Annotated in this window: 15 protein-coding genes; 12 read left to right on the top strand and 3 right to left on the bottom strand. The window is 65.2% G+C overall.

What is annotated here, in order from left to right:
• Positions 1-74 precede the first annotated feature (74 nt).
• From NTZ26_14530 to NTZ26_14515, 4 genes are all read left to right on the top strand, one after another.
• Positions 75-1,220, top strand: a complete 1,146-nt coding sequence (locus tag NTZ26_14530; GenBank protein MCX6561716.1) for an alanine--glyoxylate aminotransferase family protein — start codon at positions 75-77, stop codon at positions 1,218-1,220.
• Positions 1,217-2,116 carry a 3-phosphoglycerate dehydrogenase gene (locus tag NTZ26_14525; GenBank protein ID MCX6561715.1) on the top strand — a complete coding sequence of 300 codons (900 nt, stop codon included), beginning with the start codon at positions 1,217-1,219 and terminating at the stop codon, positions 2,114-2,116. The genes NTZ26_14530 and NTZ26_14525 overlap by 4 nt, the downstream gene beginning before the upstream one ends.
• 166 nt (positions 2,117-2,282) lie before the next feature.
• Positions 2,283-3,440 (top strand): aminotransferase class V-fold PLP-dependent enzyme, encoded by a 1,158-nt coding sequence (locus tag NTZ26_14520; GenBank protein ID MCX6561714.1) that lies wholly within the window; start codon positions 2,283-2,285, stop codon positions 3,438-3,440.
• An 86-nt stretch (positions 3,441-3,526) separates the two neighbouring features.
• Positions 3,527-4,414 (top strand): homocysteine S-methyltransferase family protein, encoded by an 888-nt coding sequence (locus NTZ26_14515; GenBank protein MCX6561713.1) that lies wholly within the window; start codon positions 3,527-3,529, stop codon positions 4,412-4,414.
• Between the two features lie 7 nt (positions 4,415-4,421).
• On the opposite strand, the gene NTZ26_14510 is transcribed toward NTZ26_14515, so the two are convergent.
• Entirely contained in the window at positions 4,422-4,973 is a 552-nt protein-coding gene (locus NTZ26_14510; protein ID MCX6561712.1) for a DUF4416 family protein, read from the bottom strand.
• 133 nt (positions 4,974-5,106) lie between these two features.
• On the opposite strand from NTZ26_14510, the gene asnS reads away from it, so the two are divergent.
• From asnS to NTZ26_14470, 8 genes are read left to right on the top strand one after another with little or no spacing between them, the layout of a single operon-like run.
• A complete protein-coding gene (gene asnS / locus NTZ26_14505; GenBank protein MCX6561711.1) occupies positions 5,107-6,399 on the top strand; it encodes an asparagine--tRNA ligase in 1,293 nt (430 codons plus the stop codon).
• A 22-nt stretch (positions 6,400-6,421) separates the two neighbouring features.
• The gene (gene rimO / locus NTZ26_14500) at positions 6,422-7,759 is read left to right on the top strand and encodes a 30S ribosomal protein S12 methylthiotransferase RimO (protein MCX6561710.1); all 1,338 of its coding nucleotides are present in this window, start codon (positions 6,422-6,424) and stop codon (positions 7,757-7,759) included.
• A 42-nt stretch (positions 7,760-7,801) separates the two neighbouring features.
• A complete protein-coding gene (locus NTZ26_14495) occupies positions 7,802-8,248 on the top strand; it encodes a phosphatidylglycerophosphatase A (GenBank protein MCX6561709.1) in 447 nt (148 codons plus the stop codon).
• A complete protein-coding gene (locus NTZ26_14490) occupies positions 8,245-9,486 on the top strand; it encodes a competence/damage-inducible protein A (protein MCX6561708.1) in 1,242 nt (413 codons plus the stop codon). The genes NTZ26_14495 and NTZ26_14490 overlap by 4 nt, the downstream gene beginning before the upstream one ends.
• Before the next feature lie 12 nt (positions 9,487-9,498).
• Positions 9,499-10,059, top strand: coding sequence for an RNA 2',3'-cyclic phosphodiesterase (gene thpR / locus NTZ26_14485; GenBank protein ID MCX6561707.1), 561 nt, complete (start codon positions 9,499-9,501; stop codon positions 10,057-10,059).
• Positions 10,056-10,670, top strand: a complete 615-nt coding sequence (gene plsY, locus NTZ26_14480) for a glycerol-3-phosphate 1-O-acyltransferase PlsY (protein ID MCX6561706.1) — start codon at positions 10,056-10,058, stop codon at positions 10,668-10,670. Before thpR ends, plsY begins: the two co-directional genes overlap by 4 nt.
• Complete coding sequence (locus NTZ26_14475) at positions 10,667-11,659, top strand: NAD(P)-dependent glycerol-3-phosphate dehydrogenase (GenBank protein ID MCX6561705.1); 993 nt, start codon at positions 10,667-10,669, stop codon at positions 11,657-11,659. The genes plsY and NTZ26_14475 overlap by 4 nt, the downstream gene beginning before the upstream one ends.
• A 58-nt stretch (positions 11,660-11,717) precedes the next feature.
• The gene (locus NTZ26_14470) at positions 11,718-12,500 is read left to right on the top strand and encodes a tetratricopeptide repeat protein (protein MCX6561704.1); all 783 of its coding nucleotides are present in this window, start codon (positions 11,718-11,720) and stop codon (positions 12,498-12,500) included.
• Between the two features lie 9 nt (positions 12,501-12,509).
• Here the strand turns inward: NTZ26_14470 and ahcY are convergent, their stop codons facing one another.
• Together ahcY and metK are read right to left on the bottom strand one after the other, a co-directional pair.
• Positions 12,510-13,766 carry an adenosylhomocysteinase gene (gene ahcY, locus NTZ26_14465; GenBank protein MCX6561703.1) on the bottom strand — a complete coding sequence of 419 codons (1,257 nt, stop codon included), beginning with the start codon at positions 13,764-13,766 and terminating at the stop codon, positions 12,510-12,512.
• 37 nt (positions 13,767-13,803) lie between these two features.
• A complete protein-coding gene (gene metK, locus NTZ26_14460) occupies positions 13,804-14,970 on the bottom strand; it encodes a methionine adenosyltransferase (protein MCX6561702.1) in 1,167 nt (388 codons plus the stop codon).
• Positions 14,971-15,082 lie beyond the last annotated feature (112 nt).

The raw sequence follows: 15,082 nt of genomic DNA, 5'->3' as shown, positions 1-15,082 counted from the left end.
CAAATGTCACATACAACCGCCCGCAAAAGACGCTTTTGTCAAAAGCGGGCCGGCCATTCATCCAAGGAGGCCTCATGATCAAAAAGTATTACCTGTTGTCCCCCGGCCCGACACCGGTGCCGGAGTCCGTCCTGGCCGCGGCGGCCGAGCCGATCATCCACCATCGGACACCCGAGTTCTCCAAGATCTTCATGGAGGCGACGGAGATGCTCAAGATGGTCTTTGGGACCAAGGAGGATGTCTTCATCCTGACATCCTCGGGCACCGGGGCGATGGAAGCCGCCGTCGTCAACACCCTGTCGCCCGGCGACAAGGTCCTGACCATCAACGCCGGCAAGTTCGGCGAGCGCTGGGGCAGCATCTGCAAGGCCTACGGCATCGCCTACAAGGAGATCGTGGTCGAGTGGGGCAAGGACTACCCCAAAGAGAAGCTGGAGGCCGAGCTGAAGGCCCTGCCCGACTGCAAAGCCGTCCTCTGCCAGCTCTCGGAGACCTCGACCGGCGCCATCTTCGACGTCCAGGGCTTCGGCGAGGTCGTCGCCAAGACCGACGCCGTCCTGATCGTCGACGGCATTTCGGGCACCGGCGCGACCCCCTGCCCGATGGATGAATGGAAAGTCGACCTCATGGTCTCGGGCTGCCAGAAGTCGTTTATGATCCCGCCCGGCCTGGCCTATATCGCCTTCGGTCCCAAAGCCTGGAAGATGGTCGAATCGGCCAAGTGCCCCCGCTTCTATTTTGACGCCAAGAAAGCCAAGAAGAACCTGGCCGACAAGACGACGCCCTGGACGCCGGCCGTGTCGCTGGTCATCCAGCAAAAGAAGGCCCTCGACATCATCGCCGGGATGGGGCTGGAGATGCTCTTCGCTCACCACCGCATCCTGGGCGACGCCACCCGGGCCGGCATCAAAGCCCTCGGCCTGGAGCTGCTCTCCGAGAAGCCCGGCAACATCCTGACCGCGGTCAAAACCCCGGCCGGCCTCGAGGGCGGCAAGATCGTCAAGACGATGCAGAACAAGTACATGGCCTACATCGCCGGGGCCCAGGATCCGATGAAGGGCAAGTTCTTCCGGATCGCCCACCTCGGCTACATGGGCGGGTTCGACATCATCACCGCCCTGACCGCCCTGGAAATGACCCTGGCCGACCTGGGCTACGCCTTCGAGACGGGAGCCGCGATCAAAGCGGCCGAACCGATCCTGCGGGAGAACTGGGCATGAAAAAGATCCTGATCGCCGATTCGCTGGACAAGGAGGCCGTGGAGCTTCTGAAAGGCGTGCCCGGCTTCGAGGTCACCGTCAAGACCGGACTGGATGAGGCCGGTCTGGTCCGGATCGTCCCCGGCTTCAACGCCGTGGTCGTCCGCAGCGCCACCAAGATCACCAAGCCCGTGATCGACGCCTCCGCGGGCCTCGAGATCGTCGTCCGGGCCGGCATCGGCCTGGACAACGTCGACGCCGTGGCCGCCAAGGCCAAAGGCGTGGCCGTGGCCAACACGCCCTCCGCCACCACGATCACGGTGGCGGAGTACACCTTCGGTTTGATGCTGGCGGCGGTCCGCCAAACGGGCCGGGCCAATCTGACGATGAAGCAGCACAAGTGGGAAAAGAAGGTGCTGCACGGCACGGAACTCTTCGGCAAGACCCTGGGCCTCGTTGGGGCCGGCCGCATCGGGCTGGCCGTGGCCGAGCGGGCTTTGGCCTTCGGCATGAGCGTCGTAGCTTATGACGTCGTCCCGATCAAAACCGCCCTAACCGTCAAGCAGGTCGCCCTGGACGATCTTTTGGCCCAAGCCGACATCATCACCCTGCACGTCCCCAAGACCCCCGGCGCCCTGCTCGGCCCGGCCGAGTTTGGGCGCATGAAGGACGGCGTCATCCTGATCAACGCCGCCCGCGGCGGGGTTGTCGACGAGATCGCCCTTCTGGCCGCCCTCAACGCGGGCAAGGTTCGGGCCGCCGCTTTAGACGTCTACGCCAAGGAGCCGCCCGAGGACTGGACGCTCGTTGATCATCCCAACGTCATCGCCGCCCCGCACATCGCCTCCCAGGCCGAGGAAGGCCAGAAGAGAGCCGGGCTGGAAGTCGTCCGCATCCTCAAAGACAAGCTGGCCTGACCCGCCGGCTTCTCCCCCGCGCGGCGGGGGAACGGGCGTTTCGCCCGCCCTCCCGCCGCGCTTTTCCCTATCGGGCCTGGAACATACTTTCTTATCGGAATAGTATTTTTTCGTCCGTTTCTGCTAGAATAGAAGCTCGGCCCTAAGCCGCGAAAGCGAGATCGAGATGGTTTACTTCGACAACAACGCCACGACGCCCCTGGATCCGGCCGTCATCGACAAGATGACGGCTTTCATGCGGGATCAGTTCGGCAACCCATCCTCGCTATACCCCATCGGCCGCCAGGGCAAAGAAATCCTCAATGAAGCGCGCGACCATGTGGCCCGATCCCTCGGTGCGGCCAAGGGCGACATCTATTTTACGGGTTCCGGGACAGAGTCGGACAATCAGGCCCTCCTGGGCGTCCTGGACGCTTGTCCCGACCGGCGCGAAATCGTCCTCTCGACCATCGAACACCCGGGCATCCAGGAAACGGCTGCCTACTGCGAGCGCAAGGGCGTTCGCGTAACTTACGTCCCGGTCGATTCTCTCGGCTCGATCGACCTCGGGGCGCTTCGCGACGCCGTGACGCCGCAAACCGCTCTCGTCTCCGTGATGCACGCCAACAACGAGATCGGGACGATCCAGCCGATCGCGCTGATCGCCGAGATCGCCCATGAAAAAGGCGCCCTGATGCACACCGACGCCGTCCAGTCTTACGGCAAGATCGACGTCGACGTGAACGCCCTGGGTATCGATCTCCTAACCGTATCCGGCCACAAGATCTACGGCCCCAAGGGGGTCGGCGCCCTCTATGTCCGCAAGGGCACTCCTTTGGCTCCGTTCGTCCACGGCGGCCACCAGGAGCGGGGCCTGCGAGCCGGGACCGAGAACACCATCGGCATCGTCGGCTTCGGCGAAGCGGCCCGGATCCTGCCCGAGCGGATGCGCGCTGATAAGCCCCGGCTGACGGCTCTGGCCATACGCCTCCGGGCCGGGCTGGAAGCCCGCGTCCCGAAGCTCCATAGCAACGGCCACCCCGAAAACCGGGTGCCGACTACCCTCAGCTACTCCGTCCTGGGCCTGGAGGCGGAGGCGATTCTGCTGGGGCTGGCCACCAAAGGCATCTATATCTCGACCGGGTCGGCCTGCAGCGAGGATTCCGAGGAAGTCTCCCACGTTCTCAAGGCCATCGGCCTGCGGCCCGAGTTCGCCCGTTCGACCATCCGAATGTCCCTAGGCCGTTTCAACACCGACGCGGATGTCGACACGGCCCTGGACGTGATCCCCGGCATGATCGATAAGCTGCGCCGGATCTCGGCTTGGGACCCGGACGAGATTTGATCGCCGCCTCGCCTCCGCGGTCTTGTTTTTTTTGCGGCCCGGCCCGATAATATCCCGGATCCCAAAGCGCTCGAGGAATAACCGCCATGACCGTACCCATTCTTGAGCTGGCCGCAACGAGAACCGTCCTCCTCGACGGAGGCCTGGGTACCGAGTTGATGAAGCGGGGCATCCCTCTGGGCCTCTGCCCCGAGATCTGGAACGTCGAGCGACCCGACGCGGTCGCCGGCGTCCATGCCGATTATTTCGCAGCCGGATCGGACGCCGTCTCGACCAATTCCTTCGGCGGCCACCCGCTCAAGCTCGAAGCTTATGGGCTGCGGGATCGGGCCGTGGAGCTGAACCGCCAAGCGGCCCGGAATGCGGTTTCGGTCCGCCCCCCGGGCCGCTTCGTCGCCGGCAGCCTGGGCCCGACCGGCCGGCTGCTCAAGCCGCAAGGCGAGTATACCGATCGGGAATTTGAAGCCGGATACGCCGAACAAGCCTTGGCCTTGGCCGAAGGCGGCGTCGACTTCCTGATCGTCGAAACGATGTTCGACTTGCGGGAGGCGTTGGCCGCCCTGCGCGGAGCCCGAAGCGCCGTCCTCGGGGTCCCGGTCTTCGTCACCCTGACCTACAATAAAACCCGGCGCGGCTACTTCACTATGATGGGCGATCGGCTGGACGCGGCTGCGGTGGAGCTCGAGAAAAACGGCGCGGCGGCGATCGGCGCCAACTGCACCCTGACCTCGGCCGACATGATCGGCTTGGCCCGGGAACTGCGCGCGGAGACGGCCCGGCCGCTCGTCATCCAGCCGAACGCGGGCCGGCCCGAGATCGAGGGCGACGGCGGCCTGCGCTACGCCCAGACCGCGGACGAGTTCGCGGCGGACATGGCTGCGGTTGCCGCCGAGGGCGTCGCGTATCTGGGCGGTTGCTGCGGCACGGCCCCGGAGACGATCCGCCGCCTGGCTGAGCGCCTTCGCCCCGCTTGAAAATCTCTTAAACCGCGCCCGGGGTCTTCCTGAGTTCCTCGAGATAGCGCCGCCTCACTTCCAGGAAGAAAGCCTTATAGCCGGTCTGCAGGAAGTCGGGGTAGGTCCAATCCAGGCACCGGATGCCGCCGTTCCGAGCGAACAGGAATTCAAGGTGGGCGTAGATGCCGTCGGCCAAGGGAACCCGGTGCGAAAAATCCTTGGCCGTGGCCATGATCAAGGCAGCCTTGGTCAGATATCCCGGGTCGAGGTTGACGGGGCGAAGGCCCGAAGCGAAGCGCCGCCGAATCTCGCCCTCCAGCGCGTTGGTGGCCAGCTTGAGTCCGGCCAGGCGCTGGGGCTCGATGAGCCCGGCGAAGCTTAAGAACCCCCGCTTCAGTCCGGGCCCCATCTCCGCGACATAGTAATCCGTCAAGGAGAACGCGAAGCGCGGGCTGCGGGCCTGGACTAGGCCCAAAAGGCCTTCCAAGCCGGCTTCCGCCTCGCGGAACGCCTCGTCGGAGGCCGCGATGATCCCGCACACCGGTTTAACCGGAAGGAACGGCTTGGGTTCGGCCATGGGCTCACGTTAATCCAACTCGGCCCGGCCGTCAAACCGTCCCCTTGCGCCGCCGCACGGCGCCGCCGGGTTTATTGCTTTCCGGGTCCGGGATTGCCTATAATGGACTGACTTTCTCCCAAGGATTAGTGCCATGAAATGGGTCTATGTCGAGGATATCGCCGCTTACAAGGACCAGGACGTCGAGATCCGCGGCTGGGTCTACAACAAGACCTCCATGGGCAAGGTCCGCTTCATCCTAGTCCGGGACGGGACCGGGATCATCCAGGCCACCGCCTTCAGCAAGGATGAGACGAATCCGCTTTTCGCCCAGTTCGACTCGCTGACCCAAGAGTCTTCGCTCATCGTCCGGGGCCGCGTTCGGGAAGACAAGCGGGCGCCCGGCGGGCACGAGCTGAGCCTGTCCGAGATCGAGATCGTCCAGATCGCCAAAGACTATCCGATCACGCCCAAGGAGCACTCCACCCCGTTCCTGATGGAGCATCGCCACCTGTGGCTGCGGTCGAGCAAGCAGCACGCCGTTTTGCAGGTCCGGGCCGAGGTCGTCAAGGCCATTCGCAACTTCTTTGACGATCGGGGCTTCCGGCTGATGGACACGCCCATCCTGACGCCCAGCGCTTGCGAGGGGACGACGACCCTCTTCGAAACGAAATATTTCGACCAGGCCGCCTATCTCAGCCAGAGCGGCCAGCTCTACAACGAGGCCACGGCGGCCGCCTTCGGCAAGGTTTATTGCTTCGGCCCCGCCTTCCGGGCCGAAAAATCCAAAACCCGCCGCCACCTGATCGAGTTCTGGATGGTCGAGCCCGAAGTCGCTTTCGCCGACCTGGAAGACACCATCGGCTTGGGCACGGACTTGATCCTGTTCATCATCGACCGGGTCCTCACCCGCCGCCGGGCCGAGCTGGAGACGCTCGAGCGGAATCCCAAGCCGCTCGAGGCCGTGGCCGGTCCCTTCCCCCGCTTTACTTACGACGACATCCTGCCCCGGCTCCAGGAGAAGGGCTCGGCGATGGCGTACGGCGATGATTTCGGCGCTCCCGAGGAGACGATTCTTTCCGGCCTCTCGGCCAACCCCGTCCTGATCACTCACTTCCCGGCCGCCATCAAGGCGTTCTACATGCAGCCTGACGCGGCCCGGCCGGACTTGGCCCTGGGGGTCGACTTCATGGCCCCCGAGGGCTACGGCGAGATCATCGGCGGCGGCCAGCGCATCCACGATCCCGAGCTCCTGGAGCAGAGAATCCGCGAACACGACCTGCCGCGCGAAGCCTATCAATGGTACATCGACCTGCGGAAGTACGGATCCTGCCCCCACGCCGGCTTCGGCATGGGTGTGGAGCGGATGGTGTCCTGGATGTGCGGCATCAAGCATATCCGCGAGACAATCCCCTTTCCGAGGCTCCTCTATCGGATCTATCCCTGAACGGAGAGATCGGACGACGGCCATGAAGAGCCCCGCGGTCGCCTTGATCACTTTCGGCTGCGCCAAGAACCTCGTCGACAGCGAAGTCATGCTGGGCTTCCTCGATCGGGCCGGTTATCGCTTTGTCTCCGATCCCGACCTGGCCGACGTGGTCATCCTCAACACCTGCGGTTTTATCGGCCCCTCCCGGGACGAGGCCGACGGCGCCATCGGCGAGGCCGTGGAGCGGAAGCGTCGGCGAGGCGGCCGGGTCATCGTGACCGGTTGTTATGCGGAGAGATCGGGTCCGGCCTTGCGCGGTCGCTATCCGGAAGTGGACGCCTGGATCGGGGTCCGCGACTTCGACAAGATCGTCGCCGTCGTCCGCGGCGAGAGCTTCCGGCCCGGTGAACGCACCTTTCTCTACGGGCACGATTCGCCGCGCGTCCTCTCGACGCCCCGGGGCTGGGCTTACCTCAAGGTCTCCGAGGGGTGTTCCCATGAGTGCGCGTTCTGCGCCATTCCCGCCATCAAAGGGCCCTACCGCTCGAGGCCGGCCGTGTCGATCCTGCGCGAAGCCGCGGATTTGGCCGACCGCGGCATGCGCGAAATCGTTCTGATCTCGCAGGACACCACCTACTTCGGCCGAGACCGGGGCCGGGCCGAAGGGCTGGCCGGCCTTCTCGGCGGGCTGGCCCGCGTCGAGGGCCTGGCCCGGATCCGGTTCCTATACGGGTATCCCGAGGAGACCAGCGACGCCCTGCTCGAAGCGATGTCCCACCCCAAGGTCTGTCGTTACCTCGATATCCCCTTTCAACATGCCGACCCGGCGGTGGTCAAACGGATGCGGCGGACCTTTGCTGCGGCCCGGGCCCTCCGCCTCCTGGACAGGATCCGGACCCGCCTGCCCGGAGCCGCCGTCCGGACCTCGGTCATCGTTGGGTTTCCCGGCGAGGGGCGGCGGGAGTTCGAGCGGCTCCAGGCCTTCGTCCGCGAAGCCGCCTTCGATCATCTGGGGGTGTTCACCTATTCGCGCGAAAAAGGCACTCCGGCTTTCGATTGGGGCGATCCGGTGCCCCAGGTGGTCAAAGAGAGACGCCGCGATCGGATCCTCGAAATCCAGGCGGAAATCTCCGCCCGCCTTCTGGCCCGATCCGTCGGCCGGACCGAGGAGGTCCTGATCGAAGGCCCCTGGGAAAAGAGCGGGCGTCTCCTCGTCGGCCGGACGCGGAGCCAGGCGCCCGAAGTGGACGGAGTCGTCCTCGTCGAGCGGCCCGCGGATTGGACAGAAGCCGCGAACCCCATCGCCGCGGTTGAAATCACCCACGCGGACGTGTATGATTTGCACGGCCGGATAGCCCCCCAAGGGCCCGCCCGCTGAATACGGGGCCGATCACCGCGGCCTCCAGATCGAAGCTTGGAAATGAGAGTCAGCAAAGTCTTTTCCACTTGTCTGGGCGCGGGCCTCTTTCCGTTCGCCCCGGGCACTTTCGCCAGCTTGATCGCGGTTCTGATCCATGCCCTTTTATTGGCTCGGCTCAGCGACCCGCTTCGGGGAGCCGTCATCGCCGCCGTGTTCTTTCTCGGTATCGCCGCAGCGGGATCGACGGCCCGATCGCTCGGGCTCAAGGACCCTCGCCTGATCGTGATCGACGAAGTCGTCGGACAGTGGCTGGCGCTCTTCGCCGCCCCTCCGGGCTGGCTTCCCCTTCTCGTCGGCTTCCTCCTTTTCCGGGGCTTCGACATCCTCAAGCCTTTCGGTATCCGGCGCCTCGAAGCGCTGCCCGGCGGCTGGGGCATCATGGCCGACGATGTCGCGGCCGGCCTGGCCTCGCTGGCCATCCTCCGTCTTCTCCTGCTGGCGCTATGAACATTGAAATTGTCGCCGTCGGTTCGGAGCTGCTGTCGACCCGGTTCGCGGACACGAACTCGCTTTATCTGACCGAGCGGTTGAGCGATCTGGGATTGTCGGTGGCCCGGCGAACGATCGTGGGCGATCAGGGTCCGGACTTGGAGGTTAGCCTGCGGCAGGCGTTGGCCTTCGCCGACCTCGTTCTGGTCGGCGGCGGACTGGGCCCGACCGGAGATGATCGGACTCGGGAATCCGCGGCGGCGGCCCTTGGGCGCAGGCTGGTCTTCCGGTCGGATCTGGCAGCCGGGATCGAGGCGCGCTTCCAGAAGCTCGGCCGTCCGATGTCCGAGCCCAACCTCCGCCAAGCCTGGATCGTCGAAGGCGCCGAAGTCCTGCCGAACGCCAACGGGACTGCGCCCGGGCAATGGATCGAGGCGGACGGAAAGATCCTGGCGCTGCTGCCGGGACCGCCCCACGAGCTGAACGGCGTCTTCGAAAGCGGGGTCTGGCCCCGCCTCAAGGCCCGGAGCTTCCAGCATGCTTCGCGACTCATGATCCGGACGACCGGACTCGGCGAATCCGATCTCGAAGCCCGAATCGCGGATCTTTACCCGGCGGACGAACGCCGGAGGCTGACGGTTCTGGCCTCCCCCGGACGGGTCGACCTGCACATCACGGCCGTATCGCCCGAAAGCGCTGAGCAGGCGGCAGCCTTGGCCGAAGCCCTGGCCGCGGCGCTCCGGGATCGGCTTGGGACCTTCATCTACGGCGGCGAAGGCGCCGATCTGGAAGCGGTCGTCGTCGGACTTCTCGCCGACGCGGGTGCGACCCTCGCCACGGCCGAATCGTGCACCGGCGGGCTTGTCGCCCACCGCTTGACCAACGTGCCCGGCAGCTCGCGGGTCTTCCTGGGCGGGTTTGTCGCCTACGGCAACGCCGCCAAAGCCCGCGACCTCGGCGTCGAGCCCGCGTTGATCGCCGCCGAGGGCGCGGTCAGCCCCGCTGTGGCCCTAGCCATGGCCTCCGGCGCCCGGAGCCGAATGGAGGCCGATTGGGGCTTGGCGTTGACCGGCATCGCCGGACCCGGAGGAGGCTCGCCGGACAAGCCCGTCGGGCTTGTCTACATCGCCCTGGCCGGCCCGGACGGCGTTGCGGTGGAGCGGCATGTCTTTCCGGGCCGCCGCGAGGCGGTCAAGTTCCAAGCCAGTCAGAGAGCGCTCGACCGTCTGCGGCGGCGGCTCGCGGGAATCGCTTGAAGGAGTCGCGCCATGCGCACGTTCATCGCCATCGACCTCGAGCCGGACCTGAAGGCGAACTTGGCCGAGTTCATCAAACGCCTTAAGAAGATCAACGAGAAGGACGTCAGCTGGTCCGGCCCGGACGGCCTCCACCTGACCCTCAAATTCCTGGGCGAGATCCCCGAGGCCAAGCTGGCCGCGGTGAAGGAGAGCCTCGCCGGAGTCGTCAGCTCCCAGAAGTCGTTCCCGCTCGTGCTCAAGGGGACTGGGTATTTCCCTCCGAACTCCAAGTTCATCCGCGTCCTCTGGGCCGGCGTCTTCGAACAGCCGACCCTGATGAACCTGCATCGCGAGATCGACTTCGAGATGGCCAAGCACGGCTTCATCCCTGAAAGCCATCCCTTCCATCCCCATCTGACCCTGGGCCGGGTCCGGACGGCTCTTCGCCTGCACGACGTCCTGGACGAGCTCGAGCGCCACAAGTACTCCACTTTCGGCCAGATGACGGCCGGCCAAGTCACTCTGTTCGAGAGCCGCCTCCAGCCGGCCGGAGCAAGCTACGGCATCCTCGCGGAGTACCCTCTGCCATGACTCCCGCGGCTGCCCGTCTGGGCTTCGCCGCCGCTTCCTACCTGCTGGGGGCTTTCCCCACGGGCTATCTCCTGATCCGATCCCGCACCCGGCGCGACATCCGATCGCTGGGAAGCGGCGCCACGGGAGCCACCAATGTGCTTCGCGTCGGCGGCTGGCGGGCGGCGCTGCCGGTGGCCGTCATCGATCTCGTGAAGGGGGCTATCCCCGCTTATGTGGCGCTCCAGCTCTTCCGCGATCCGGCCTTCTCCGCCCAAGCCGCCTCCCTGGCCGTGCTGGGCCATTGCTACCCCGTTTATATCGGCTTCCGGGGCGGTAAAGGCGTCGCTACGGCCGCGGGGGCCATGGCCGCTCTGGCGCCCTTGCCTGCGGCGGCCAGCCTGGCTCTCTTCGCCGCCGTCGTCGCCGCCACCCACTATGTTTCCCTGGGCTCCATCCTGGCTGCGGCCGCCTTTCCGGGATTCGCCCTCCTCTCCGGCGTCGCGCCGTCCGTCGCGGCCTGGAGCGTCCCGATCGTGCTCATTATTCTCGTCCGTCACGCCGCGAACATCCGCCGCCTGCTGGCGGGGCGGGAGTTGAAGCTCGGCGCCCAGGGAAGGACCATTCGATGAAAGCCTGCGTCATCGGCGGCGGCAGCTGGGGTTCCGCTTTCGCCCTCTATCTCGGCCGCCTCGGGTATCCGACCCGGCTCTGGATTCGCGAGCCGGATATCTTCCTGGCCGCTCGGCGCGATCGCGAGAATTCCGTCTTTCTCCCCGGCTACAGGTTTCCGGCCGACGTCACTTTTCACGACGACTATGAGGAAGCCCTGGCCGGAGCGGAATACGTCTTCATCGCCGTCCCCTCCCAGTTCTGCCGCCGCGTCTTCGGCCATCTGGCCGGCCGGCTGCAGCCCGGCCAAGCCCTGATCAGCCTGACCAAGGGGATCGAAAAGTCGACGCTCAAGCGGATGACCGAAGTCATGGCCGATTGCTTCGGGCCAACAGAACGCCCGCTGGCCGTCCTCTCCGGCCCCAGCTTCTCCAAGGAGGTGGCCGAGGGCCACCCGACCGCGTTGGTTTTAGCCTCCGACGAATCCGATCTGGCCCACCGCCTGCAGGGCCTTCTGTCCAGCCTGAGCCTGAGGGTCTACACAACGCGGGACGTCGTGGGGGTGGAGCTGGCCGGCGCTCTGAAGAACGTCATCGCCATCGCAGCCGGCATCTCCGACGCCCTGCGCTTCGGCCACAATTCGCGGGCTTCGCTTGTGACGCGGGGACTGGCCGAGATCGGCCGACTGGGCTTGCACATGGGGGCTCAGCGCAAAACCTTCGCCGGCCTGGCCGGCATGGGAGACCTGGTCCTGACCTGCACCGGCCATCTCAGCCGCAACCGGCGAGTCGGGCTGGAGCTCGGGGCGGGCCGCCGGCTGGCCGAAATCGTGGCCGACATGCGCATGGTAGCCGAGGGCATTCCGACCACCGTCTCGGCTTACCATTTGGCCCGGCGCGAAGGCATCGAGATGCCGATCACCGAGCAGGTCTATGCGATCTTAGTCCGGCGCAAGGATCCCCGCCGGGCCCTCGGCGATCTGATGTCGCGCGGGCTCAAGGACGAATGAGTCCCACCCGATTGAACCGCCCCGTCCTCCGGGCTACAATAAGAACATGAGGTCTCCGATGAAATCGAAATCCGCCGTCCTGATCTTCCTGATGGCCGCCCTCTTGGCCGCCTGCGCTCAATCCCAAAGGTCCCTGACGGCTCAGCGGGAGAAGGACCCCCAATACCAATACGAGAAAGCCGTGGTCTGCATGAACGCGGGCCTGACCGACTACGCCTTCCCCTACCTCAATCAGGCCCTGGTCCTCGCCCCCCGGCACTACCAGTCGCTCAATCTCCTGGGCTTGGCCCACATGATCAAAGGCAATCTGCCGGCTGCCGTCGCGGCCTTGGAAAAGTGCGTCGCGATCGCCCCCGACTTTTCGGACGGGCACAACAACCTGGCCACGGCCCTGCAGGAAAGCGGCCAGATCGAGAAGGCCGAGGCGGAATACCGCAAGGCCTTCGCTCTGGACGAAAACTACAACGCCAGCTTCAACCTGGCCAAGATCGAGTTTCAACGGAACAACCCCGAGGCGGCTCTGGAATACGCGGCCAAGTCGCTGCGCAAGAACGCCAAGTCCCTCCTGGCGTTCAACCTTCAGGGCCTGATCCTGGAATCTCTCAACCGCCTGGATGAGGCGACCGCCAGCTATGAGGCCGCCATGAAGCTCGTCCCGGGCGAGCTCAACGTCGAATTCAACCTGGCCATCGTCTACACCAAAAAAGAGGATTTTGCCCGGGCCCGGTCGATGTTGACCTCGATCCAGCGCCGCCTGCGTGAGCGGACGCCGGCCCAGGCGGGAGATGCGGAGCTTAAAAAAAGGGTCGACGAGACGCTCAAGCGAATCGAGAACCGCTAGGCGCGCCGATCAGGTCCCTTCCTGCCATTCGGCCAGGTAGCTCTTCTGCTCGGGCGTCAGCTTGTCGATCCGAACGCCCATCGTGCCCAGCTTGAGGCGGGCGATCTCGGCGTCGATGACCTTGGGGACCGAATAGACCGCCTTGCCCAGCTTGGCCGCGTTCTTGACCAGGTGCAGGACGCTGAGAGCCTGGTTAGCGAAGCTCATATCCATGACCATGGCCGGGTGGCCTTCGGCCGCGGCCAGGTTGATCAGCCGCCCCTCCCCCAGGATGAAGACCTTGCGCTTGTTGGGCAGGGTGTATTCCTGGACGAAGTCCCGGACTTGGCGCTTGGCCACGGCCATGGCCTCGAGGGCCTTGAGGTCGACCTCGACATTGAAATGGCCGGAGTTGGCCACGACAGCCCCGTCCTTCATGGCTTTGAAGTGGCGGGCCGCGACGACGGACTTGTTGCCCGTGACCGTGACGAAGATGTCGCCGATCTTGGCCGCCTCGTCCATCGGCAGGACGTCGTAGCCGTCCATCAGCGCTTCGATGGCCTTGATCGGATCGATCTCAGTGACGATGACCCGGGCCCCGGCGCCCTGGGCCCGCATGGCCAAGCCGCGCCCGCACCAGCCGTAACCGGCGATGACGAAGTGCTGGCCGGCCAGCAGGACGTTGGTGGCCCGGAGAATGCCGTCGAGGGTGCTTTGGCCGGTGCCGTAGCGGTTATCGAAGAAATGCTTGGTCTCGGCGTCGTTGACGGCGATGATCGGGTAGCGCAGCACGCCGTGTTTGGCCATGCTCTTCAGCCGGATGACCCCGGTCGTCGTCTCCTCGGTGCCGCCGATGATGTGCTTGAGCAACTCCTGGCGCTTGGTATGCAGGATCGTGACCAGGTCCGCCCCGTCGTCCATGGTGATGTGGGGAGCGTGGCCGAGAGACTGGTGGATGTGCTTATAGTAGGTCTTGTGGTCCTCGCCCTTGATGGCGAAGACGGGGATCTTGTGGTGCTTGACCAGGGTCGCGGCCAGGTCGTCCTGGGTGCTGAGCGGATTGGAGGCGGTCAGACGGACGTCGGCTCCGCCGGCCTTGAGCGTCTCGATCAGATTTCCGGTCTCGGTGGTGACGTGCAGGCAGGCCGCGATCCGGATACCCTTGAGGGGCTTGTCCTTGGCGAACTGGGCTTTGATGGACCGCAGAACCGGCATAAACCGGGCCGACCATTCCATGCGGAGGCGGCCCTTCTCGGCGAGCTTCAAGTCCTTGACGTCGAATTCCATGCGAGCGCTCCTTGACGAAATCGGCGGACCGGGGGGCTTACAGCCCCGCCTCGCGCCGGAGGACGGCGGCCAGATCGGTCCGCTCCCAGGTGAACTCGGGCTCGGTCCGGCCGAAGTGGCCGAAGGCGGCCGTCTTGCGGTAGATCGGGCGCTTGAGCTCGAGGTGCTTGATCATGCCCTTGGGGGTCAGCGGGAAGTGGGCCCGGATGAGCTCCTTGATTTTGTCTTCGGTGATCTTGGCCGTGCCGAAGGTGTCGAGCATCAGGGAGACCGGCTCGGCGATGCCGATGGCGTAAGCAATCTGGATCTCGACCTTGTCGGCCAGGCCGGCGGCGACGACGTTCTTGGCCACGTAGCGGGCCATGTACGAACCGGACCGGTCGACCTTGGAGGGGTCTTTGCCCGAGAAGCAGCCGCCGCCATGGCTGCCGACGCCGCCGTAGGTATCGACGATGATCTTGCGGCCGGTCAACCCCGTGTCGGCGATCGGGCCGCCCAGTTCGAAGCGGCCGGTGCCGTTGATGAAGAACTTCGTGTTCTTATCCATCATCGCGATCGGGACGACCTCGTCGATGACGAGGCGGCGGATGTCGTGCCGCAGGTCTTCCATCTTAACCTCGGCGTCGTGCTGGGCGGCAATGACCACGGCCTCGACTCGCCGCGGGATGTCGCCCTCGTACTCGATCGTGACCTGGGACTTGCCGTCGGGCCGGAGGTACTTCAGGACGCCCAGGCGCCGGACGTCGCTCAAGCGGCGCACGAGCTTATGGGCCAACAGGATGGGCATGGGCATGAGCTCTTCGGTTTCGCGGCAGGCGAACCCGAACATCAGGCCCTGGTCGCCGGCCCCTTGTTCGTGGCTTTCGCTCTCGTCCACACCCTGGGCGATGTCCGGGGACTGCTCATGAATCGAAGACAGGACGCAGCAGGTTTCGTGATCGAACCCGTAATGGGCCCGGGTATAGCCGATGTCGCGAACCGTCTCGCGGACCACTTTCTGGAAATCGCAGTAGCCGAGGGTGGTGATCTCGCCGGCGATAAGGACCATGCCGGTCGTGGCCAGCGTCTCGCAGGCGACCCGGCTGTTGGGGTCTTGGGCCAGTAAATCGTCCAGGATCGCATCGGAGACCTGATCGCACACCTTGTCCGGATGCCCGTTGGTCACCGATTCCGAGGTGAAGAGATGGATGCCGTCTTGACTCATGTGAATCCCTCCTGCGTGGAGTCGAAAATTTAAAGTGACGGACAAGATAACACAAAGCCGAGGCCGGGCGCAACGATTATTTGGGGCGGCGGTTCCGGCCGAAATTGACAAC

It is taken from the genome of Candidatus Aminicenantes bacterium, from assembly GCA_026393855.1.
GTDB lineage: Bacteria > Acidobacteriota > Aminicenantia > Aminicenantales > UBA4085 > UBA4085.
This window is presented reverse-complemented; position numbering and strand designations above follow the sequence as displayed.